The 20,668-nt window shown below is 59.7% G+C and carries 19 protein-coding genes; 8 read left to right on the top strand and 11 right to left on the bottom strand.

Features of this window, described 5'->3' with window-relative positions:
• Window positions 1-3: 3 nt before the first annotated feature.
• The 4 genes from IEX75_RS18250 to IEX75_RS18235 form a co-directional block, all read right to left on the bottom strand.
• A complete protein-coding gene (locus IEX75_RS18250; protein ID WP_188796609.1) occupies window positions 4-1,020 on the bottom strand; it encodes a C13 family peptidase in 1,017 nt (338 codons plus the stop codon).
• Between the two features lie 19 nt (window positions 1,021-1,039).
• Window positions 1,040-1,726 carry an acireductone synthase gene (mtnC, locus tag IEX75_RS18245; protein WP_188796364.1) on the bottom strand — a complete coding sequence of 229 codons (687 nt, stop codon included), beginning with the start codon at window positions 1,724-1,726 and terminating at the stop codon, window positions 1,040-1,042.
• Window positions 1,727-1,860: 134 nt separating this feature from the next.
• Entirely contained in the window at window positions 1,861-2,421 is a 561-nt protein-coding gene (locus tag IEX75_RS18240) for a 1,2-dihydroxy-3-keto-5-methylthiopentene dioxygenase (RefSeq protein WP_188796362.1), read from the bottom strand.
• Window positions 2,418-3,065 carry a methylthioribulose 1-phosphate dehydratase gene (locus IEX75_RS18235; protein WP_188796360.1) on the bottom strand — a complete coding sequence of 216 codons (648 nt, stop codon included), beginning with the start codon at window positions 3,063-3,065 and terminating at the stop codon, window positions 2,418-2,420. Before IEX75_RS18235 ends, IEX75_RS18240 begins: the two co-directional genes overlap by 4 nt.
• A gap of 155 nt (window positions 3,066-3,220) precedes the next feature.
• Here IEX75_RS18235 and IEX75_RS18230 point away from each other — a divergent pair, with 155 nt between their 5' ends.
• On the top strand, window positions 3,221-3,553 hold the full coding sequence (locus IEX75_RS18230) for a high-potential iron-sulfur protein (RefSeq protein WP_188796358.1): 333 nt from the start codon (window positions 3,221-3,223) through the stop codon (window positions 3,551-3,553).
• Window positions 3,554-3,967: 414 nt separating this feature from the next.
• Here the strand turns inward: IEX75_RS18230 and IEX75_RS18225 are convergent, their stop codons facing one another.
• From IEX75_RS18225 to IEX75_RS18215, 3 genes are all read right to left on the bottom strand, one after another.
• On the bottom strand, window positions 3,968-5,437 hold the full coding sequence (locus IEX75_RS18225; protein WP_188796357.1) for an amino acid permease: 1,470 nt from the start codon (window positions 5,435-5,437) through the stop codon (window positions 3,968-3,970).
• Window positions 5,438-5,515: 78 nt separating this feature from the next.
• Window positions 5,516-7,000: an amino acid permease gene (locus IEX75_RS18220; RefSeq protein WP_188796355.1), complete on the bottom strand. Its 1,485-nt coding sequence runs from the start codon at window positions 6,998-7,000 to the stop codon at window positions 5,516-5,518.
• Between the two features lie 199 nt (window positions 7,001-7,199).
• Entirely contained in the window at window positions 7,200-8,177 is a 978-nt protein-coding gene (locus IEX75_RS18215; protein WP_188796353.1) for a transporter, read from the bottom strand.
• A 153-nt stretch (window positions 8,178-8,330) separates the two neighbouring features.
• Between IEX75_RS18215 and IEX75_RS18210 the strand changes: the two genes are divergently transcribed.
• Window positions 8,331-8,858 (top strand): NUDIX hydrolase, encoded by a 528-nt coding sequence (locus IEX75_RS18210; protein ID WP_423373286.1) that lies wholly within the window; start codon window positions 8,331-8,333, stop codon window positions 8,856-8,858.
• Between the two features lie 3 nt (window positions 8,859-8,861).
• On the opposite strand, the gene IEX75_RS18205 is transcribed toward IEX75_RS18210, so the two are convergent.
• From IEX75_RS18205 to parE, 3 genes are all read right to left on the bottom strand, one after another.
• Complete coding sequence (locus tag IEX75_RS18205; RefSeq protein ID WP_188796349.1) at window positions 8,862-9,383, bottom strand: 3-hydroxyanthranilate 3,4-dioxygenase; 522 nt, start codon at window positions 9,381-9,383, stop codon at window positions 8,862-8,864.
• Window positions 9,384-9,680: 297 nt separating this feature from the next.
• On the bottom strand, window positions 9,681-10,097 hold the full coding sequence (locus tag IEX75_RS24230; protein WP_229720944.1) for a hypothetical protein: 417 nt from the start codon (window positions 10,095-10,097) through the stop codon (window positions 9,681-9,683).
• 216 nt (window positions 10,098-10,313) lie between these two features.
• On the bottom strand, window positions 10,314-12,203 hold the full coding sequence (parE, locus tag IEX75_RS18195; protein WP_188796347.1) for a DNA topoisomerase IV subunit B: 1,890 nt from the start codon (window positions 12,201-12,203) through the stop codon (window positions 10,314-10,316).
• Window positions 12,204-12,491: 288 nt separating this feature from the next.
• On the opposite strand from parE, the gene IEX75_RS18190 reads away from it, so the two are divergent.
• Complete coding sequence (locus IEX75_RS18190; RefSeq protein WP_188796345.1) at window positions 12,492-13,046, top strand: hypothetical protein; 555 nt, start codon at window positions 12,492-12,494, stop codon at window positions 13,044-13,046.
• A gap of 176 nt (window positions 13,047-13,222) precedes the next feature.
• Here IEX75_RS18190 and IEX75_RS18185 read toward each other — a convergent pair whose 3' ends face one another.
• A complete protein-coding gene (locus tag IEX75_RS18185) occupies window positions 13,223-15,022 on the bottom strand; it encodes an aminopeptidase P family protein (protein WP_188796343.1) in 1,800 nt (599 codons plus the stop codon).
• Between the two features lie 209 nt (window positions 15,023-15,231).
• Between IEX75_RS18185 and cyoA the strand changes: the two genes are divergently transcribed.
• The 5 genes from cyoA to IEX75_RS18160 all read left to right on the top strand — a co-directional run bounded on the left by cyoA (window position 15,232) and on the right by IEX75_RS18160 (window position 20,547).
• Window positions 15,232-16,161: a ubiquinol oxidase subunit II gene (cyoA, locus tag IEX75_RS18180; protein WP_229720943.1), complete on the top strand. Its 930-nt coding sequence runs from the start codon at window positions 15,232-15,234 to the stop codon at window positions 16,159-16,161.
• A 3-nt stretch (window positions 16,162-16,164) separates the two neighbouring features.
• On the top strand, window positions 16,165-18,180 hold the full coding sequence (gene cyoB / locus IEX75_RS18175; protein ID WP_188796341.1) for a cytochrome o ubiquinol oxidase subunit I: 2,016 nt from the start codon (window positions 16,165-16,167) through the stop codon (window positions 18,178-18,180).
• Window positions 18,181-18,183: 3 nt separating this feature from the next.
• The gene (gene cyoC / locus IEX75_RS18170; protein WP_188796339.1) at window positions 18,184-18,804 is read left to right on the top strand and encodes a cytochrome o ubiquinol oxidase subunit III; all 621 of its coding nucleotides are present in this window, start codon (window positions 18,184-18,186) and stop codon (window positions 18,802-18,804) included.
• A 1-nt stretch (window position 18,805) separates the two neighbouring features.
• Window positions 18,806-19,177, top strand: a complete 372-nt coding sequence (gene cyoD, locus IEX75_RS18165; protein ID WP_188796337.1) for a cytochrome o ubiquinol oxidase subunit IV — start codon at window positions 18,806-18,808, stop codon at window positions 19,175-19,177.
• A 359-nt stretch (window positions 19,178-19,536) separates the two neighbouring features.
• A complete protein-coding gene (locus tag IEX75_RS18160) occupies window positions 19,537-20,547 on the top strand; it encodes a terpene synthase family protein (RefSeq protein ID WP_188796336.1) in 1,011 nt (336 codons plus the stop codon).
• The last annotated feature ends 121 nt before the right edge of the window (window positions 20,548-20,668 follow it).

Here is a 20,668-nt window from a genome sequence, read left to right as displayed (position 1 = left end):
AACCTACTGGGCACTCGCATTGCTAGCCGATGGCGGCGGTGGCATGAATGGCACGGCCGGTGCTGGCGCCACTTCCTTGCGCCATGCTTCCAACTGCTGGGCAATGCCCGCACCAACATCCATCTGCGGCTCGGACGGTGTGAGCTTGTCCTGAGCCTCCCAACCGGAAATATCGCGCTTGGCGATCTGAAAGGCGTCGACGAGGTTGTCTGTCTTGTTCAGCGCATCCACCAGCCAGGCCTTGCCGAAGTAGGTGATATCGGAATCGCTGCCGCAGCCGAAGGAGCTGCGATCCGTGCGGGCTGCGGTTAGCACCAGCGTGCCTGGGCCACGCAGGTCGGGCACGAAGCCGCCGGAGTAGCAGGCGTTTACCACCACCACTTTCCATTTGAACGCGCGCTTTTTCAGAATACCGGCAAGATCGGGCGCGCCGATCTGGTCCAGCGGCAGTGGATCCATATCGACCAGCAGGTTGTGGTCTTCATCGCCGTGTGAGGTCATGTACAGCACCAGGATGTCCTGGTCTGGTTTCATCACGGTGGTGAGTTGATCGAGCGTGGCTTCGAGATTGCTCCAGCTGGCCAGCGGGTGCGATTGCAAGGTGGTGGGGTTGTTTTCCAGCACCACGGCATGGGCGGTCGGGCCGAAGCGCTGGGTGAATAGCTGTGCGGCGTATTCGGCTTCGTTGCGGAACACGTCCTCGCCGCCATCGCCGGCAAAGGTGACCAAGTAGAGGTTGGTCTTGTCGGGTACGCGCGGCGAGAGTTTCGACACCGCTTGGCTGACCATGGTCGGCTGCGAGTAGATCACCTGCTCAGGCGAAGGGCCCTGGCTAGGCCAGTTATCGTTGTCATCGTTATCGTCCGTATCGCTACTGGACGAGGCGGGCGCCGGCGCTGCACTGCTGCTGGCTGCCACGCTTGGTTTTTCCTGGTTGGGCGGCGCCCGGTGGCCGGTCACCAGCAACATCACCAGCACGCCGGCGGCGAAGGAGAGCAAGGCGGTTAGTAGGGTGCGCATGCGCATGGCGAACTCACGCTCAGGGCTGGATGGCGTCGAAGCTGGCGTAGGCAGGATGCGCAGGCTGGGGCGGAACCTCCAGCGGTGGACGCAGCAGCCAGCCGGTATGCAGGCCGGCGGCGCGTGCAGCGTCGAGTTCCTGCACCACGTCAGACAGGAACAACACGTGCTCGGGCCGCTCACCGATGGCTTCTACGATGCGCTGGTAGGAGACCTGCTCACGCTTGGGGCCAGTCTCGGTGTCGAAGTAACCGGCGAATAGCGGGGTGAGATCGCCCGATTCGCTGTAGCGGAAGAACAGCTTCTGCGCTTGCACCGAGCCTGAGGAGTACACGTACAGATGCAGCCCCTCGCCGCGCCACGCGTGCAGGCGCGAGGCGACTTCCGGATACATGTGCGCGCGGTATTCGCCGGATTCGTAGCCTTCCTGCCAGATCATGCCCTGCAGGGCCTTGAGGGCGGTGGATTTGCGGTCCTCGTCGATCCAGCCCAGCAGCAGCTCGATGATCTCCTGCCGGGTTGCCTCCACGATATCGGCTTCCTTGGCGGCTTCGTGCAGCCAGTGCTGCACTTCGGACGTGTCGCCATGGGTTTCCACATAGGCCGGCAGGCGTTGGCGGGCGTAGGGAAACAGCACGTCCTTGACGAAGCTGATCGAGCTGGTGGTTCCTTCGATATCGGTGACGATGGCGCGGATGGCGGTCATGGGAGCATCGGGGGATGGGGGCTCCCAAGCTTAGCGTGGGCTTGCGTGGGCGCAAGCGGTTGATTTCCTGGGCTGGGATGCAAATCCCAGCATTGCCATGCACATACGCCCGAATGCTGGGTTTGCGCCGCGGCTTACGCCGCGGTCGCCAACGGCTGCATCCGCGGGAACTGCCCTGCAATGTCCGATCCGGTGAAATTGGCTACCCAGCCTTCCTTGTTGGTGAACAGGCGGATAGCCACGAAGTAGGGCGACTCGCTCATGTCGAACCAGTGACGGGTGCTGTCGGGGACGCCGATTAGATCGCCCTGTTCGCACAGGACGTCATAAACCTTGTCGCCGATGTGCAGGGTGAACTGCCCCGCGCCGGCGACAAAGAAGCGCACTTCGTCTTCGCTGTGCGTGTGCTCGCTGAGGAACTTCTGGCGCAGCGCGGCGCGGTCGGGGTGGTCTGGCGTCAAGCTGATCACGTCGACCGATTGGTAACCTTCTTCGCGCATCAGGCGATCGATGTCGGCACGGTAGGCGGCGATGACTTCGTCCTGGCCGGCACCGGGTGCAACCGGCTGGTTCGCTTCCCATTGCTCGAAGCGCACGCCCACTTTGCCCAGCTCGCGAGCGATGCCAGAGTCATCCTCGTGCACCGATAGCGGGCTTTGCGGGTGGCGCTCGTCGAAAATGCGCAGGCGGCTCATGCGTTCAGTCTCCTCAAGTCCAGTTCGCAGCCGAGCAGGAATTCCAGCGCCTCCAGATGGCGGCGCGCTTCGGCCATGTCATGACCCCACGTATAGATGCCGTGGCCATTGATCAAGTAGGCGTGCAGCGGTTTGCCGGAATCGATCCAGGCATCCACCTGCGCCACCAGTTCGGGCATATGTTGCGTGTTGGGGAAGACGGGGATGTTCAGCACGCTTTCGTGTGTGGTATGGCCGCGGATCGCTTTCTGCAATTCCCAGCCTTCCAGCCGGATCACCTGATCGGCGGCGAACAGGCGCGATGCGACGCTTTGCGTGCGCGAGTGCGTATGCAGCACTACATTCACATCGGGCCAACGGCGATATACCTGGGTGTGCAATTCGGTTTCTGCACTGGGGCGCGAGGCAGTGCCGACGGCTTTGCCTTGCATATCCACCAACATGATGTCGTCGCGTCCAAGCTTGCCTTTGTCGCGTCCGGAGATTGTTATCGCTGCGTGATCGTCATCGACACGCATCGAAAAATTGCTGCTGGTTGCGGGCGTCCAGCCGTGTTGCGCAAGTTCACGCGCAGCGTCGGCGATGGCGTCGGCACGTTCGTAGAAAAGCGCGGCGGGAATGGAGACGGGCAGATCTTGGCTCATGGCAAATGGACGTCCAAATGAGCGGCGACTATAGCATGGACGGGAACTGGCGAAATGCGAGTTATTCGCGAAAAGGCTTCGGCATGGTGCGTGGCGTTAGGATGCCGAAAGCATCGCCGCAGCCCCGCGGCGAACAACGTGCCATGAGGGTGGTTATGTCAGAACGAGAAGATATCGAAGCACGCCGTCGTTTCCTCAAGTTTGCAGCAGGTAGCGCCGCCGCGGCGATGCTGGTGAGCGGATTGCCGCGTGTCGCACGCGCCGATGATCTGCCGCACGTTTCCGACGCTGATCCGACAGCCAAGGCGCTCGGCTACGTCGACGACGCCTCGACCACCAAGGACCCCAAGCACAAGGCTGGCGATACATGCGCCAACTGTCAGTTTTACACCGGCGGTGCGACAGGTTACGGACCGTGTCAGCTGTTTCCAGGCAAAGCGGTGTCGGCGAAGGGATGGTGCATCTCGCACACTGCCAAGCAAGCGTGACGCTTTGCTTGACGTTGGCAAGGCCGGCCTCGCGCCGGCCTTTTCGTTTGTACGAACGTGTCCATAAAAAAATGCGCGCATAAAAAAACGCCTGTACGAGACAGGCGTTTGTAAAAGAAACGAAGGGGTGTTGCTGAAAGGTGCTTCCCGGACGCGTCAGGACGAGGAGCTAACTGGCCTGACGCGCCGGGTCGCGATCCGGGGCCCACTGCCAAGTGATCAACCCACGGGCCACCGATGATACTCCGGTTGACCGAAATGCGGCGGGGTGGGGCAGGAAATTTGTATGGTCAAAAAAATTTATTCTTTAAATTCAAATAGTTAAGAGATAAATCGATGATTCAACATTTAGTTCATTAAAACGTCGTTAGCGGCAGTTTGGCGGAAGTTCGCGGCACCTGACCGCAGATCGCGTCAAATTGCCGACGTTTGGCTCTTTATTGAATCATTGGCAATTCGCAGCCGACTATGGCGAACCCCATAGGTGAAATAAATCGCAAAGCCGAACAGCGTCCAGACCACCATCAACGCCCAGTTGAACCAGTCAAACGTGGCCAGCAAGCCCCCGCAGCTCAGCACGCCGGCAACACAGATCACCGGAGCCCACGGCACCCGGAACGTGCGCGGCAACTCCGGCGAGGTGTAGCGCAGGATCAACACGCCTGCGCACACGGCAACGAAGGCGATCAGCGTACCCATGGAGGTGAGGTTCGCGAGCAGATCGAGCGGGAATATGGCGGAAAGCAACGCAATGCTCCCGCCCGTGATGAGCGTGTTGATGTGCGGCGTGCGATGACGCGGATGGATACGGCTGAACACGCGCGGCAACAGTCCATCACGCGCCATGATCATGAAGATGCGCGGTTGCGCGATGATCATCACCAGGATCACGGACGACAGGCCGATCATGGCGCCGATTTCCACGATCAGGCGCAGCCAACCGAGTTCGGGGTGCACCTTGATCGCCGTGACGACCGGCTCGGCGGTGCCAAGTTGCGTGTAAGGAATGAGTCCAGTCAGTACGGCGGCCATCGCCAGGTACAGCACGGTGCAGATCACCAGTGACACCAGCGTGCCAAATGGCAGATCGCGCTGCGGATTCTTGCATTCTTGCGCGGCGGTCGAGGTTGCCTCAAAGCCGATATAAGCAAAGAACACCATGCCTGCACCGCGCAGGATGCCGTCCCAACCGTATTTGTGCTCACCTTGGGAGGGTGGAATGAAGGGATGCCAGTTGGCCGGGTTGACGTAGCGATAACCGGCAACCACAACCACAATGATCAGGCCGACCTTCAGCAACACCATCAGGAAGTTGATGCCGGCAGATTCGCGGATGCCGATATAGCACACCCAGGTCAATGCCAGCACGATGGCGACAGCAGGCAGATTGAACAGGTGGCCCGTGCTGACAAGCGTGCCGTTGGTGTAAGCGAATGGGGCATCCGTTAGCGTGGCCGGCAGTTCGATACCGACGTGATCGAGCAGGCTGACGAAATAGCCGGTCCAACTCGTCGCCACGGCTGACGCGGAAATGCCGTATTCCAGCACCATGTTCCAGCCGATGAACCACGCTACCGATTCGCCGAGTGTGGCGTAGGCATAGGAATAGGAACTGCCGGAAATCGGAATCAGCGTGGCGAATTCCGAATAGCAAAGCGCGGTGAAGCCGCTGCAGATCGCGGCCAGGATGAAGGAGATGAGTACCGCCGGCCCTGCATGATCCGCCGCCGCCTGACCTGTCACCACGAAAATGCCGGTGCCGATGACGGCACCAATACCCAATGCGGTAATGCCCCAGGGACCGAGTGTCCGGCGCAGGCTTGGGCCGTGCGCGTTCTCATCCTCGGAAAAATCGGTTTTGCGGGCGAACAGCTGTTTCAGCATAGGGTCCCCTGAAAGAAAGTCGGCACGGTGTTGTACACCGTGCCGGACCGGATTCACTTTATAGCGTGGCGCACGACCTCAGGCAGGTTCGGTGCCGTTGGCCAGATGACTCTTGCGACGGCCATACAGGTAGTACACCACCAGGCCAACGATACCCCAGCCGAAGAACACTTCCAGCGTCCTCAGCGGCAGGTTGACGAAAAGCAGCAGGCAACCCGCCACTGCGAGCGGACACACCACCCACACCAGTGGCGTGCGGAACGGACGCTTGCGATCAGGTTGCGTCACGCGCAGCACCATCACGCCGACGGCTACCATCATGAACGCGAACAGCGTGCCCGAGTTGGTGATGTCGGCAAGTTGACCGACAGGATAGATCGCGCCGAACAGCGATACGAACAGGCCGGTGGTCAGTGTGATCACGTGCGGCGTGTGGAAACGTGGATGGATCTTGGAGAATGATGCGGGGAGCAGGCCGTCGCGCGCCATGGTGAAGAAGATGCGCGTCTGGCCGTAGGTCATGGTGAGGATCACCGAAGGCAACGCAATGCTCGCTGCCGCGCCGATCACGTCACCCCACCAGTTGTGGTGCAGCACGCGCAGGGCATGCGCAAGCGCTTCCTTGCTGCATACCAGTGCGGCGGAGCCATTGCAGGCTTCCGCCATTTCCGGCGTGCCTGGCTGCAGCATGATGCCGCCGGGACCGGTTACCGGCTGCGCACCTACCGAACCAATCGCGCCATAGCTCACCAACAAGTAGTAGACAGTGCAGATGCCGAGCGAACCGATCAGGCCGATGGGGATGTTCCGATTGGGGTTCTTGGTTTCCTCGGCAGCGGTGGAAACGGCGTCGAAACCTATGTAGGCGAAGACGATGGAGGCGGCCGCCCCCAGCACGCCGATGCCACCCATCGGGCTGCCCCAGCCGTTGGGAGTGAAAGGATGGAAGTTGGTGTCTTGCACCTTGGGCAGGGCGATGACGATGAAGACAGTCAAGGCGATGACTTTGATCAGCACCAGAATCGAATTGACTTTGGCGGACTTCGACGTACCGATGATCAGCAGGAAAGTGACCACGGCGCCGATAAGGAAGGCCAGCAGATTGAACATGCCGCCATCCATCGGACCGGCGCGCAGGAAGGCTGGCAAACCGAGTCCATGATTGGCGAGCAGGCCGTTCATGTAGCCGGACCAGCCCACGCACACGGTACTGGCCGCGATCGTGTATTCAAGCACCAGCGCCCAGCCGACGATCCAGGCCAGGCCTTCACCGAGCACGCCATAGGTGTAGGTGTAAGCGGAGCCGGCCACCGGCACCATCGATGCAAGTTCTGCATAGGCCAGTGCGGCCAGCGCGCAGACGACTGCGGCAATCACGAACGAGATCATCATGCCGGGACCGGCCTTCTGACCGGCTTCCGCAGTAAGTACGAAGATGCCGGTGCCGATGATCGCACCCATGCCGAGCATGGTGAGCTGGAACGCGCCAAGCTGTCGAGTGAGCGCTTTCTTTTCCGCCGTGGCGAGAATCTGGTCGAGTGGCTTGACGCGTTTGAATAGCATTGAGTAGTCCCCATGAGAACGAACTGCCTCGCTTAATAGACACCTAAGAATGAGCCCAAGGGCCCGAGGCATCGGCGAACCATAGCCCAGCGGAGGGCGGTGGTACAAGCTGCATTGCAGTTGAAATCACGGGGTGTGAATCAATCCGACACCGTTTTTTCGACATCGGATGGCACTTGCGTTTTTGTCGCGACGACCGTCAGAAAACCATGTTGAAGGCCGCCATCGGTGTCATGAACGCATCGTTGTTGCGCCCAGCAAAGCTGAATTGCACGCCGGCAATCAGGCCGAAGCGATCATTGAAGTTGTATTCCACGGCGGGCGCGAGGCTGTAGACGTTCTGTAGCGGATCACGTCGTGAAAACGCTGACGTGTTTTCACCTTCGCCCCGCACACCATTCAACTGCGAAGCAGACGTGCGGTTGTAGGCCAAGTCCAGCGCCAGTGCCCATTTGGAGTTGATGCTGTATTCCACCGCGGTGGAGATGCCGAACGAATTGCCCAGTCGAATGCCACCGCGAAAATCCTGCGGTGTGCCGTAAGCACTTGTGCCTTTCACGTCTACGCGGCTTGGCGGCAGCGAATAGGATATCGATGCGCGAAAGCGCAGGGGCCGACCATTGGGTAACCAGGCGTACTGCTGCGCGAGCAGCGAGAACGTATCGACATGCGCACCATTGCCGGTGGCATTAAGCGGATTTTCGTTGAGTTCGTCATAGGCGCCGGTGGGGAACCGGTGTGTGTAGCGCACGGCCAACGCGGGCGAAGTGCGGTCTTCGTTATGCGCGAGCAACTGGTATTGGCCGCCGATGGTTGTGTCAGTAGCGCCCCAGCCGTCCGTGTGCATGCCACCGGACATGGAATGTGCCGCACCGACGGAGGCTGTCAGCATGAAACGGTCGGTGACGCTGTAGAAGATCGGAACCAGGGTTTGCCATTGGCGGACGCTGTTGGTCTTGGGCTGACTGTTGCCTTGATCGTCGTAGGCATCCGCACTCTTGTAGTACATGAGGTAGGGTTCGATCATCCATGTGCCTTGGGGCGGCACGTTGGGACTTGGTGTCAGCAGCGGTCCGGTGAAGTTGACATCCGAATCCGCGGCGCTGGCTTGTGCGCACCAACCAAGGGAGGCGAACAGCAGCGCAAAGGTCGTATGTTTCAGGCCAAATCGTTTCATCGGAAAAGTCCCAATCGTGTGGAGGAGTAGGAAGGGGCCGTAGGCGAGCGCCGACACACGATTGAAACTAAAGAAGGCTTTGCAGCCGATCTATCGGATTACTTTTAAAATGACCCGGCTATCAAGCGTATTCATTGAGGTGGATGTGTGACCTTGCACCAGACTTTGCGCCGCTATGCAGAAACGTTTCCGGGCGATCCACATGTCGTGGCATGTCTGGCTTTTCTGGAGGAGGCGGAGCGGCCATTCGATCGCGAGCATGTAACGGGCCATTTCACGGGTTCGGCCTGGCTGGTAAGCGGCGATGGCGAGCGCGTGCTGTTGACGCATCACCGCAAGTTGCAGCGCTGGTTGCAATTGGGCGGTCACGCCGACGGCGATAGCGATTTGGCCGCAGTGGCATTGCGCGAAGCGGAGGAGGAGTCAGGACTGCAGGGTCTGACGGTCGAGCCAGGCATTTTCGATGTCGATCGGCATTGGATACCGGAACGCAAGCATGAGCCAGGACATTGGCATTACGACGTGCGTTACATCGTGCGCGCTGGTGAGCATGAGGATTTCTTGGTCAGCGATGAATCCCTGGAGCTTGCCTGGGTGGCCATACGTGAGTTGGCGGAAGCGCACGATACGGACGAATCGCTGCGCCGCATGGCGCGCAAGTGGCTGGCGAGTTCAGCTTGAGCGTCAGCCGTAACGTGCTGGCGCCGGATTGAGGTGCCCGCACGCCTTGCACGTGCGTGCATCTTTCGACGCATAGAATCGATCGAATACCGGTGGAAAATCCGCTTCGATGCTCTGCAGTATGAAATATTCCTCATACAGCTTGTGATTGCAGCGCTCGCAGAACCACAGCAAGCCATCTTTCTCATGAGCAAGCCGACGGCGTTCGATCACCATGCCAATCGATTCGGGCATGCGTTGCGGCGAATGCGGTACGCGTGGTGGCAGATAGAAAATTTCGCCGGCACGGATGGGAATGTCGCGGGCGACACCGTCGTCTTGCACTTTCAGTACCATCTCGCCTTCGAGCTGGTAGAAGAACTCGGGACCTTCGTCATGGTGATAGTCGGTACGTGCATTCGGACCGCCGACGATCATGATGATGAAATCGCCATCGACAATGCATTTATTGCCAACAGGCGGTTTGAGTAGGTGACGGTGTTCGTCGATCCAGCGTTGCAGGTCGAAGGAAGGTAGCAACGACATAAGCCCGATCCGGTGGAAGCCGGGCGTCACCATAACGCTGACGCGGCATTAGAGGGAAGACGCGGCGCCAGCGACTTCGCTTACTGGCAGAAATTGTAGGAATTGTCCACCAACGAAGCTTTGCCCATAGTCGATCACCGCGCGGCGATATTTTTCGGAGGTGAATTCCGCCACCAGGTCGGTTCGCCCGATGATGCCGCCGAACAGGCGCTCGAAGCTGAGGTTCTGCCCCTGATCGGACAGCGCATTGGAGAGCAGCAGCGGATGTCCAGCACTGTCTTTGCGCTGGGACAGCAGTCACATGGCAATCTCCACGTTGCGCGCGGCGTTGTAGACACGCTGGGCGTCAAGCCCGTCAATGAGATAGAACACGTGCTTGCCGCCGTGCGCGGTGACCAGCATGTCGCCGATGCCATAGATGAAGGTGGCGACGCGATCGCCCTTGAAATGCGGATCCAGTGCCAGCTCCATGGCCTTGGTGTCGCGCGCGTCCAGCCCAGGCAGCGGCGTGTGCTGGTCGATGGCATGGCGTATTTGTGTTTCCGCTGCATCGCGGCTGGATGCGCTGCCTTTTTTCCATTCCGAAGGATTGCGCTTGTAGAGCTTGTCCATCAACAGGTACAGCGCCTCGAGATTGTTGCGCATCTCCAGGTTGGCCATGCGGTTGGGGTCGGACTGGATCAATTGGCCCTTGCTGAGTTTTGCTTCGGGCACGATGTGGCCATTGACGGGGGGAGTGGGCTTGCATCCCGCGCAAGCTAGGGCAAGGAGCGCCAACCACCATCTCGAGAACTTCTTCATGCCCAATGCGCCTGTCCATATGCGCACAAAAAAATGCGCCGCGTGTAGCGGCGCATTGTGTCCGACGTTTCGTAGCGGCCCTACTCGGCGTGTGCCTCGCGTTCGTGAAGGCGAATGCTGTTGTCGGGTTCAGACTTCCAGCGTGGCCAAATCGCCTTTCTCTTCCAGCCAGCTCTTGCGATCCGAAGCGCGCTTTTTCGCCAGCAACATATCCATCAGCTTGGCCGTGCCATCGCTGTCTTCCACCGTAAGTTGCACCAGACGGCGCGTGTCGGGATGGATGGTGGATTCGCGCAACTGCCCTGGATTCATTTCACCCAGGCCCTTGAAGCGGGTAACGGTGACCTGGCCCTTCATCTTCTCGCGCTCGACTTTCTGCAGCATGGCCTGTTTTTCGTTTTCGTCCAGGCAGTAGAACACCTGCTTGCCAACGTCGACACGGAAAAGCGGCGGCATGGCCACAAATACATGGCCTTCACGCACCAGGGCAGGGAAGTGACGCAGGAACAATGCGCTGAGCAGGGTGGCGATGTGCAATCCGTCGGAATCCGCGTCGGCCAGGATGACCACCTTGCCGTAGCGCAAGCCGCTCAAATCATCCTTGCCCGGATCGCAGCCGATAGCTACGGCGAGGTTATGCACTTCTTCCGAAGCGAGCACGGAAGTGGATTCCACTTCCCAGGTGTTGAGGATCTTGCCGCGCAGTGGAAGGATCGCCTGGAATTCCTTGTCACGTGCCTGCTTGGCGCTGCCGCCAGCCGAATCGCCTTCCACCAGGAACAGCTCAGTGCGCGTGAGATCGGTGGCCGTGCAGTCGGCCAGCTTGCCCGGCAGGGCAGGGCCTTGAGTGATTTTCTTGCGCACCACCTGCTTGGCGGCTTTCAATCGTGCGCTGGCGCGTTCAATCGCGAGCTGTGCGATGCGTTCGCCGAGATCGACATGCTGGTTGAGCCAAAGACTGAAGGCGTCATGCACCACACCTTCCACCAGTGCCGCGGCGTTGCGCGAGGAAAGGCGTTCTTTGGTTTGGCCGGCGAACTGCGGGTCCTGCAATTTGGCTGATAGTACGAAGGCCAGCCGTTCCCACACATCTTCCGGCGCGAGCTTCACACCGCGCGGCAGCAGGTTGCGGATGTCGCAGAATTCGCGCACCGCATTGGTCAGGCCGCTGCGCAAGCCGTTGACGTGCGTGCCGCCTTGCACGGTAGGAATCAGGTTGACGTAGCTTTCCTGCACCAACTCGCCTTCCGGTAGCCAGGTGAAGGCGACGTCGAGGCCTTCCGTGTCGCGTGCGACGTGGTGCACGAACAGGTCGGCCGGCACGCATTCGGCACCGTCGAGTTCGCCGCGCAGGTAGTCACGCAGCCCGTCCTCGTAATACCACTCGCTGACTTCGCCGCTGGCTTCGTCGAGGAGTTTCACGTTGAGGCCGGCGCACAGCACCGCCTTGGCGCGCAGCAGATGCTTGAGCTTGGAAAGCGAAATCTTCGGCGAGTCGAAGTATTTGGGATCGGCCCAGAAGCGCACGGTGGTGCCGGTTTTCTTCTTCGGGACCGTGCCGATGGTTTCCAGCGGACTGGCGCGGTCGCCGTTGGCGAACGCCATGCGGTATTCGTTGCCGTCGCGGCGGATGGTCACTTCCACCTTGTTCGACAGTGCATTCACCACCGACACGCCCACGCCGTGCAGGCCGCCGGAGAAGTTGTAGTTCTTGCCGGAGAATTTGCCGCCCGCATGCAGGCGGGTGAGGATCAGCTCGACGCCGGGAATGCCTTCTTCCGGGTGGATGTCCACCGGCATGCCACGGCCGTCGTCGGTCACTTCCACCGAGCCGTCGGTATGCACGATCACTTCGATCGATTTGGCGTGGCCGGCCAGCGCCTCGTCGACCGAGTTGTCGATCACTTCCTGCGCCAGGTGGTTCGGGCGCGTGGTGTCGGTGTACATGCCCGGTCGGCGTTTGACGGGGTCTAGGCCGGAGAGGACTTCGATGTCGGCGGCGTTATAGCGGCTGCTCATGCGGATGCTGGATACGGGAGTGAGCGCGGGAGGATGGGTGGTGAGGCCGGAGAGGTCAAGATGGCGGGGCGATCTCGCCTTGTCCTGCTGCCGAGTATTAGCCTCTTAGATGCTGTTTTCAAATCTATCTGATCCGGCGGTAAATCGCCGCGCGCCCCCCGTTGCTCACATACGTCATGCGCCTTCGAAGCAAGAGGAGAAAGAACGCTTTGAGCGAAATATAGGAATGCCGCAGATTCGTGTTCTCTAAGTTCTAGCCTGTGTGCTCTTCCAGCGGAGAGTCTCCCCATGATTAATCCTGTTCAATCGAACTGCCCGACGACGCTTGCGCCCACAGTACCCTCATCGAGTGCAGCTGGCGCCGCTTCCAACGCGCAAGCAGGGCCGTCTACAACCAATGTAGGTAATCCGTTCAATACGGATACTAAGCAAAGCACAAATACAGCAACGCACTACCCGGCGACACTTCTTCAAGCGAACAACCCGGCACCTGCTGCCGGAGGATCCTCATCGAGTGCAAGCTCTGATTCACGTGCAAGTGTCGCTCCGGTAAAGTTTACCAGCCCAGCTGACGGCACAGTCATTCACCCATATGAAACTGTCACTTTCAAAGGAACCGCGAACCCGAATGCAGAGGTGGTACTTCATGACCCTAGTGGTCGCCAAGGGACCCTTGATGAGCAAGCCGAATGGTCAATTCTCGGCCGTACGACCGCGGACGCCAACGGCAATTGGCAAATCGATTACACCGCTAACGATAGGGGTTTTGGTACAGGCTCTCTTCAGGCCAATGCCGCCGAGACAGTGACTTTCCTCGGCGTCACCTTTGCCCCTTCCCGGTAACGCGGTTTCCCGACACGAGCAATCTCCACAACAACTCAGGTGAGGGCTCGATCGAGGTCATCTGGGTGCCTTGATCTTGCCCCTGAATCACGGACACTCAGTTAAGCGACATGTCGTATAAGCGACATGTCGTAGCTCAAACTCGACTGGGAGCAAGGTATCGTTGAGTCGGCTTCTTATAGCGGTGCGCAGTGCTTCTGCAGCCACGCCAGATCCGCTCCCTCCAGCAACGGCGCCAGCGCCGCTCGCACGGTGGCGTGGTAATCGTCCAGCCATGCGCGCTCCTCAGGATTGAGCAGGCTGGGTTCCAGTGCGCGGCGGTCGAACGGGCACAGCGTGAGTGTTTCGAACGCGTAGAAATCACCGAACTCGGTCTGGTCGGCTTCCACCACCACAGCGAGGTTCTCGTGACGGATGCCATGGCGGGCCGGCTTATATAAGCCGGGCTCGATCGAGGTGATCATGCCGGGTTCGAGCGGCACCAGCGTGGTGCCGGAAACCGGTGGGCGGATGCCGTGCGGCCCTTCGTGCACATTCAAGAAATACCCGACACCGTGGCCGGTGCCATGGCCGTAGTCCATGCCGCTGGCCCAGAGCGGAGCGCGGGCCAGCGCGTCGAGTTGCGGGCCGCTCGCGCCTTTCGGAAAGCGAGCGCGCGAGAGCGCGATCATGCCTTTCATGACCAGCGTGGCATCACGCCGTTGTTCGGAGGTAGTCGGCCCCAGCGCCAATACGCGCGTGATGTCGGTGGTGCCGCCCAAGTATTGTCCACCCGAATCGACCAGCAACAGACCGTGGCGCTGCAAGGTGTTATGTGCTTCCGATGTGGCGCGATAGTGCGGCAGCGCGCCGTTCTCCATGTAGCCGGCGATGGTGGCGAAACTTTCGCCAACGAAGTTCGGTTGGGCCGAGCGCTCATCACGCAGCAGCGCATCCACATCGAGTTCGGTCTGCGTCATACCGGCGGCGAGCCGCTCTTCCAGGCGGCGAAATGCGCGTACCAGCGCAGCGCCATCGCGGCGCATCGCTTCGCGGATATGCGCCAGTTCGCTCTTGCTCTTGATCGCCTTGAACGCCGTGGAGGGGTTTTGCGCCTCAACGCGTTTTACGTCCGGCGCGACGGCTTGCAATACCAGACTTACCACGCGGCCTGGATCGAACAATAAGGTGTCGCTGGCTTTCAATTCACCAAGCGCATCGGCCAGCGTAGCGTAATTGGCGATGCGGATGCCGTCGGTATGGAGCGCCGCGACGATATCATCGTTGAGCTTGTCCCGATCGACGAACAGCGTGGCCTGTCCGGATAATTCTGCCAACAAGTGCGCCAGGAACACCGGATTGCATTCGACATCACTGCCACGCAGGTTGGTGAGCCAGGCGACGTCGTCCAAGCTGGAGACGAGATGATGCGTGGCGTGCTGCTTGCGCATCGCGTTGCGCAGCTTCTCGAATTTTTCGGCGCGGGTCGTGCCGGCGTAGGTGAGCGGATGTTCGAACACCGGCGCATGCGGCAGGGTGGGACGGTCATGCCACACCATGCCAGGCAGGTCGAGATCGACGCGCAGCGTCGCGCCCACGCTGCCCAGCAGACGCTCGATCTGGCGTTGTATCGCCACCGATACGCTGTCGCCGGCTACTGCCACCACGTCGCCCTGATGCAGGTGCTGCTGCAACCACGTCAGATGTTCCGGCGCATGCGAAACGCGTTGCTTCATCAAGGCAATACCACTACCCGCAAGCTGTTGTTCGGCCTGTGAGAAATAGCGCGAATCGGTCCACACCCCAGCATCCTTGGCGGTGACAAGCAAGGTGCCTGCCGAGCCGTCGAAACCGGATAGCCATTCGCGTGCCTGCCAATGTGCGGGCAGGTATTCCGACAAATGCGGATCGGCGGTGGGAACAAGACAGGCGGCGATGCCATGCCTGGCCATCATTTCGCGCAAGGCGGCGATGCGGGCGGGAATCGGAGTGCTCATCGGCGCATGGTAGCAGGCATATCGTGCGTACTTTATCTACACAGATGCACCCTGCGTTAGTCGCGACACATTGCGTTGCGCATCGCCCGCGACATTCTGTCTGGCGGATGTAACAGCCTGCAGGCTAGTCACACCTTGCTGCAGCGCGATAACATATCTGAGTCGTTTCCCCACGACACCTCCCAATCAGTCCTTCTTAAGAGTCGTTCGTGAACAAGCGTTCCCTCGTCTCCGCCGCACGCTGGTCGTGCGTAGGCTTCGCTGCGCTCCTGCTCAGCGGTTGCAATTTGGAACTCATGTCGCCCATGGGCGATATCGGCGCCCAGGAAAAGTCGTTGATCCTGATCGCCACGGGTTTGATGCTGCTGGTCGTGGTCCCGGTCATTGCGATGACCCTGATCTTCGCCTGGCGCTATCGTGCTTCCAATACCAAAGCCAAGTATGCGCCGAAGTGGTCGCATTCGACCGCGATCGAGGCAGTGGTGTGGATCATTCCCTGCATCATCATCGCGATTCTCGGCACGATCACCTGGCGCACCACGCACGAGCTTGATCCGTACAAGCCGCTGGATCATCAGGCCAAGGCGATCACCATCCAGGCCGTGTCAATGGATTGGAAGTGGGTGTTCATCTATCCGGAATACGGCGTAGCCAGCGTCAATGAATTGGCGCTGCCGACCAACGTGCCGGTGCATTTCGAGATCACGTCCGACTCGGTGATGAATGCGTTTTTCATTCCGCAGCTCGGTAGCCAGATCTACGCGATGGCGGGCATGGAAACACAGCTCCACCTGATTGCGAACCAGCCGGGCACCTATGCCGGCCTGTCCAGCAACTACAGCGGTGCGGGTTTCTCGGACATGCACTTCACGGCGATCGCGACGTCGCAGCAGGGTTTCCAGGACTGGATCAACAAGGCCAAGGCCAGCCAGCTCAGCCTGGATGACCAGACCTATCACACGCTGGCGCAACCGAGCGAAAAGGTGCCGGTGACGTACTACACCAACGTCAAGCCCGGCCTGTTCAACGCCATCATTGCCCAGTACATGGGCGACATGAAGATGGACAAGATCGGTGCCGAGCCTGCGCAGGCCAGCGCCATTCCTTCGCCAAACGATCACGCCAAGGCTGCGGAGTAGGCCATGTTCGGAAAACTTTCTCTATCGGCCATTCCTTATCATGAGCCGATCATCATGGGCACCCTGTTGATGGTGTCCCTCGGCACCGCGGCACTGCTTGGCTGGGTCACCTTCCAGCGCAAGTGGGGTTATCTGTGGAGTGAATGGTTCACTACGGTGGACCACAAGCGCATCGGCATCATGTACGTGATCCTGGCGATCGTGATGCTGCTGCGCGGCTTTGCCGACGCCATCATGATGCGCGCCCAGCAAGCGGTCGCTTCGGCGGATGCGGCCGGCTACCTGCCGCCGCATCACTACGATCAGATTTTCACCGCGCACGGCGTGATCATGATCTTCTTCGTGGCCATGCCGTTCGTGGTGGGCCTGATGAACCTGGTGGTGCCGCTGCAGATCGGCGCACGCGACGTGGCCTATCCGTTCCTGAACTCGCTCAGCTACTGGCTCACCGCTTCGGGTGTGGTGCTGGTCATGATCTCGATGTTCGTGGGTGACTTTGCCGCCACCGGCTGGCTGGCGTATCCGCCGCTGTCGGAGCTGAAATTCAGTCCCACCGTAGGGGTGGATTACTACATCTGGGCACTGCAGCTATCCGGCTTGGGCACTACGCTGAGCGGTATCAACTTCATTGTGACCATCCTGCGCATGCGTACGCCGGGCATGAAGATGATGCAGATGCCGGTGTTCACCTGGACGGCGCTGGTCACCAACATCCTGATCGTGGCGGCCTTCCCGATCCTGACGGTGGCGCTGGCGCTGCTGGCAGCCGATCGCTATCTGGGCATGCACTTCTTCACCAACGAGCTTGGCGGCAACGCCATGCTGTACATCAACCTGATCTGGATCTGGGGCCATCCCGAGGTGTACATCCTGATCCTGCCGTGCTTCGGTGTATTTTCCGAGGTCGTGGCGACGTTTAGTGGCAAGCCGCTGTTCGGCTACAAGTCGATGGTATACGCCACCGCGGGTATTGGCGTGGCGTCCTTCGTGGTGTGGCTGCATCACTTCTTCACCATGGGATCGGGCGCGGACGTGAATGCCTTCTTCGGCATCTCGACCATGATCATTTCGATCCCGACCGGCGTGAAGCTGTTCAACTGGCTGTTCACCATGTATCGCGGCCGCATCCGCTTCACCTTGCCGATGATGTGGACGGTGGCGTTCATGGTCACGTTCACCATCGGTGGCATGACTGGCGTGTTGCTGGCGGTGCCGGGTGCGGACTTCGTGCTGCATAACAGTCTGTTCCTGATCGCGCACTTCCATAACGTGATCATCGGCGGTGTGCTGTTTGGTCTGTTTGCGGCATTGAACTACTGGTTCCCGAAGGCTTTCGGCTTCAAGTTGGAAGAGCGTTGGGGCAAAGCCTCGTTCTGGTGCTGGGTGATCGGCTTCTATATGGCCTTCATGCCGCTGTATGTGCTGGGCCTGATGGGCATGACGCGCCGCATGAATCACTATGCGAACCCTGCGTGGCAGCCGTACCTGATCGTGGCGGCCGTCGGTGCCGTCTTCATCGCCGCGGGCATTGGTTTCATGCTGCTGCAGTTCGTGGTGAGCATCCGCAACCGCGCTGCGAATCCCGACCTGACTGGCGACCCGTGGGGCGGCCGTACGCTGGAGTGGGCGACAAGCTCGCCAGCGCCGTTCTACAACTTCGCGGTGTTGCCGAAGGTGGAAGAGCTGGATCAGTTCTGGGCCGACAAGGAACACAAGCGCGCCTACCCGCAGCATGCGCACTACGACGATATCCATATGCCGCGCAACACGGGTGCGGGCCTGATCATGGCGGCATTCGGCACAGTGTTCGGCTTTGCCATGGTGTGGCACATCTGGTGGCTGGCCATTGGCGGTCTGCTCTGCATGATCGGCACGTTCCTCGTGCGGGCCTTCGACACCGACGTGGATTACTACGTACCGGGTGCCGAGGTCGAGAAGATCGAGCGTGCACGCCTGGTGCCGCTGCACAAGCTGATCGAAAACGTGGGCCCGGCATCGGCCGGCGAGAAGGTGGCTTAAACCATGAGTACCGCAATTACTGCTAACGGCGCCGTCGCACACGGCGGTGCCCACGAGCATCACGACGACGGTTCCAAGACCTTGCTGGGTTTCTGGATCTACCTGATGAGCGACTGCCTGATCTTCTCGGGCCTGTTCGCCACCTTCGCCGTGCTGGGACACGCCACCGCCGGTGGTCCGACCGGCAAGGAGCTGTTCAATCTCAAGTTCGTGTTCGGCGAAACCATGCTGCTGCTGATCAGCAGCTTCACCTTCGGCTTGGCCATGCTGAACATGCACGCGGGCAAGCGCGGCAAGGTGATCGCCTGGTTGTTCGTCACCTTCCTGTTCGGTGCAGGCTTCGTGGGCATGGAAGTCTACGAATTCCACCACCTGATAGCGTTCGAGAACGCGGGCCCAAGCCGCAGCGCCTTCCTTTCGGCGTATTTCGGCCTGGTCGGTACGCACGGTTTGCACGTTACCTCCGGCTTGATCTGGCTGGCAGTGATGATGGTGATGGTGGGCAAGTTCGGTCTCAACGATGCCGTGCAGCGCCGCCTGTCGTGCCTGAGCTTGTTCTGGCACTTCCTGGATCTGGTGTGGATCTGCGTGTTCAGTTTCGTCTATCTGTTCGGAGTGCTCTGAAATGTCGAGCCAACATGGTCATTCTGATGCCCACGCACACAACGCACACGGTAGCCTGAAGAGCTACACCGTCGGCTTTGCGCTGTCGCTGATTCTCACGGTGCTGTCGTTCGGCTGCGTGATGAGCGGGGCAGTGCCGCAGCACCTGGTGGCGCCGGGCATCGTGGTGTTCTGCATTGCGCAGTTGCTGGTGCAGTTGGCGTTCTTCCTGCACATGAGCGCTGCCCCGGGGCAGCGCGACAACCTGTCGATCGGCGTATTCACCTTGCTTATCATCGCCATCGTGGTGGTGGGTTCGTTGTGGGTGATGCACAACATGAACCTCTACATGATGCATCCGGTGACGCAGTCCATGTCCTCAAGCATCGGCTAAAGGCGTATGCGATCCCGCCCATCTCTGTGGGCGGGATCGTGGGTCTTTTTGTACCGACCCGAAGAATGAGCCTCCCCGTGCGGGAGGCTTTTTTTATGCGCAGCTTCTTTGCTGCGGCGTAGTGCTCGAAATGAATTGCATGAAATAAGAAGGGGGACACGTTGCCGATTAGGTTTTTAACGGCAATTTATTCCAAGGTTTATAGCTGCACGCATAGCATCAGCTGCGTGCCGATACGGGTGCGACTCCTAAGTTGCGAGTGCCGCTCGGAGCGTGAATGCGCTAGGTGGTACGTGTCGCCTTGTCGATAGTCATTCGTTGCTGCAGTCACTTCTCGCCACACGAGGTGGACGATGGGAATGGATTCGGTTAACGAGTTGCGGATGCAGGCTCCGGCGAGCTCGCGCATGCCTGTACGCCATAAGCTAAGTCTTTCGCATGTGAAACTTTCGCCCTATGCGTATGAAGTAGAGCGCGAAACGATTGCCTGGATGGAGGTCTCGGGCCTTATCCCTGATGAGCGTTATCTAGAAAGCGTGAGCAACATGGCGGTGTGGGGATACGCAGGCTTTTCACATCCCTTTGCCAAAAACGAAGAGCTTTTGCTGTATTCGAAATACATCACCTTATGGTTGCTCTGGGACGACGTGGTGGTGGAAAGGGCCACGGATCTGAGTGCCATCTTGCATGGCTTGGCGAATGCATTTCGATGGGATAGCGGCACCTGGCACGAAAAGGACCCCTATCTACGAGCTTGGAGGTCGATCGTAGAAGGCTACAAAGGATTGGGCGTTTCTCCCGACTATCTGCACCGGCTCAATCGAAAGATGGGTACCTGGGTGAAGACGGTCGCCTGCGAAAATCAGTCCGTATGTTCGGCTGGCGTGGTGAATCCTTGGTCTCATCTACGCAGGCGCCTCGTCACGATCGGCGTGATTCCTACCGCGCAGCTTCTCGATCTGGATGTTGGGGACGTGGATTGCGTGCCGGTGGCCCGGCGCGTCGTGATGGCGGCGTCCGCCGTCGTCGCTATCGTGAATGAACTGGTAAGTGTGGAAAAGGACGCCGATCGCGTAAATCTCGTTGCGCTGGTTCAGAACCGGCATCAATGCGATGTCGAATCGGCATACGACCGGGTGGTTGGCATGTGCCGCACGGAGTTGGCGAAACTGTCAGCCTTGGTCGATGCACTGCCTGCCGGGCTGCAAGGGTGGGGCCGGCTCATGCTTCACATGGCCGAGGGTTTCAGTTATTGGCATTTTGTTTGCCCGCGCTATGACCGGAAGCGCATTACCTGCCAAATTCCATCCACTTGCCAAAAGCCGCCGGCTCTCGTCGAACGAGCACTGCCCGCTGTCCTTAGCCCGTAGGTTGGGTTAGCGCAGCGTAACCCAACATTCGAGGCGGCATCGTTGGGTTACGCTGCGCTAACCCAACCTACAAATGGGCTGACCGGCGTCCTGCAACAGAATATTTCGGCCTTTGTCCGCG

Origin of the sequence: Dyella nitratireducens, assembly GCF_014642835.1 — a bacterium.
GTDB lineage: Bacteria > Pseudomonadota > Gammaproteobacteria > Xanthomonadales > Rhodanobacteraceae > Dyella_B > Dyella_B nitratireducens.
This window is presented reverse-complemented; position numbering and strand designations above follow the sequence as displayed.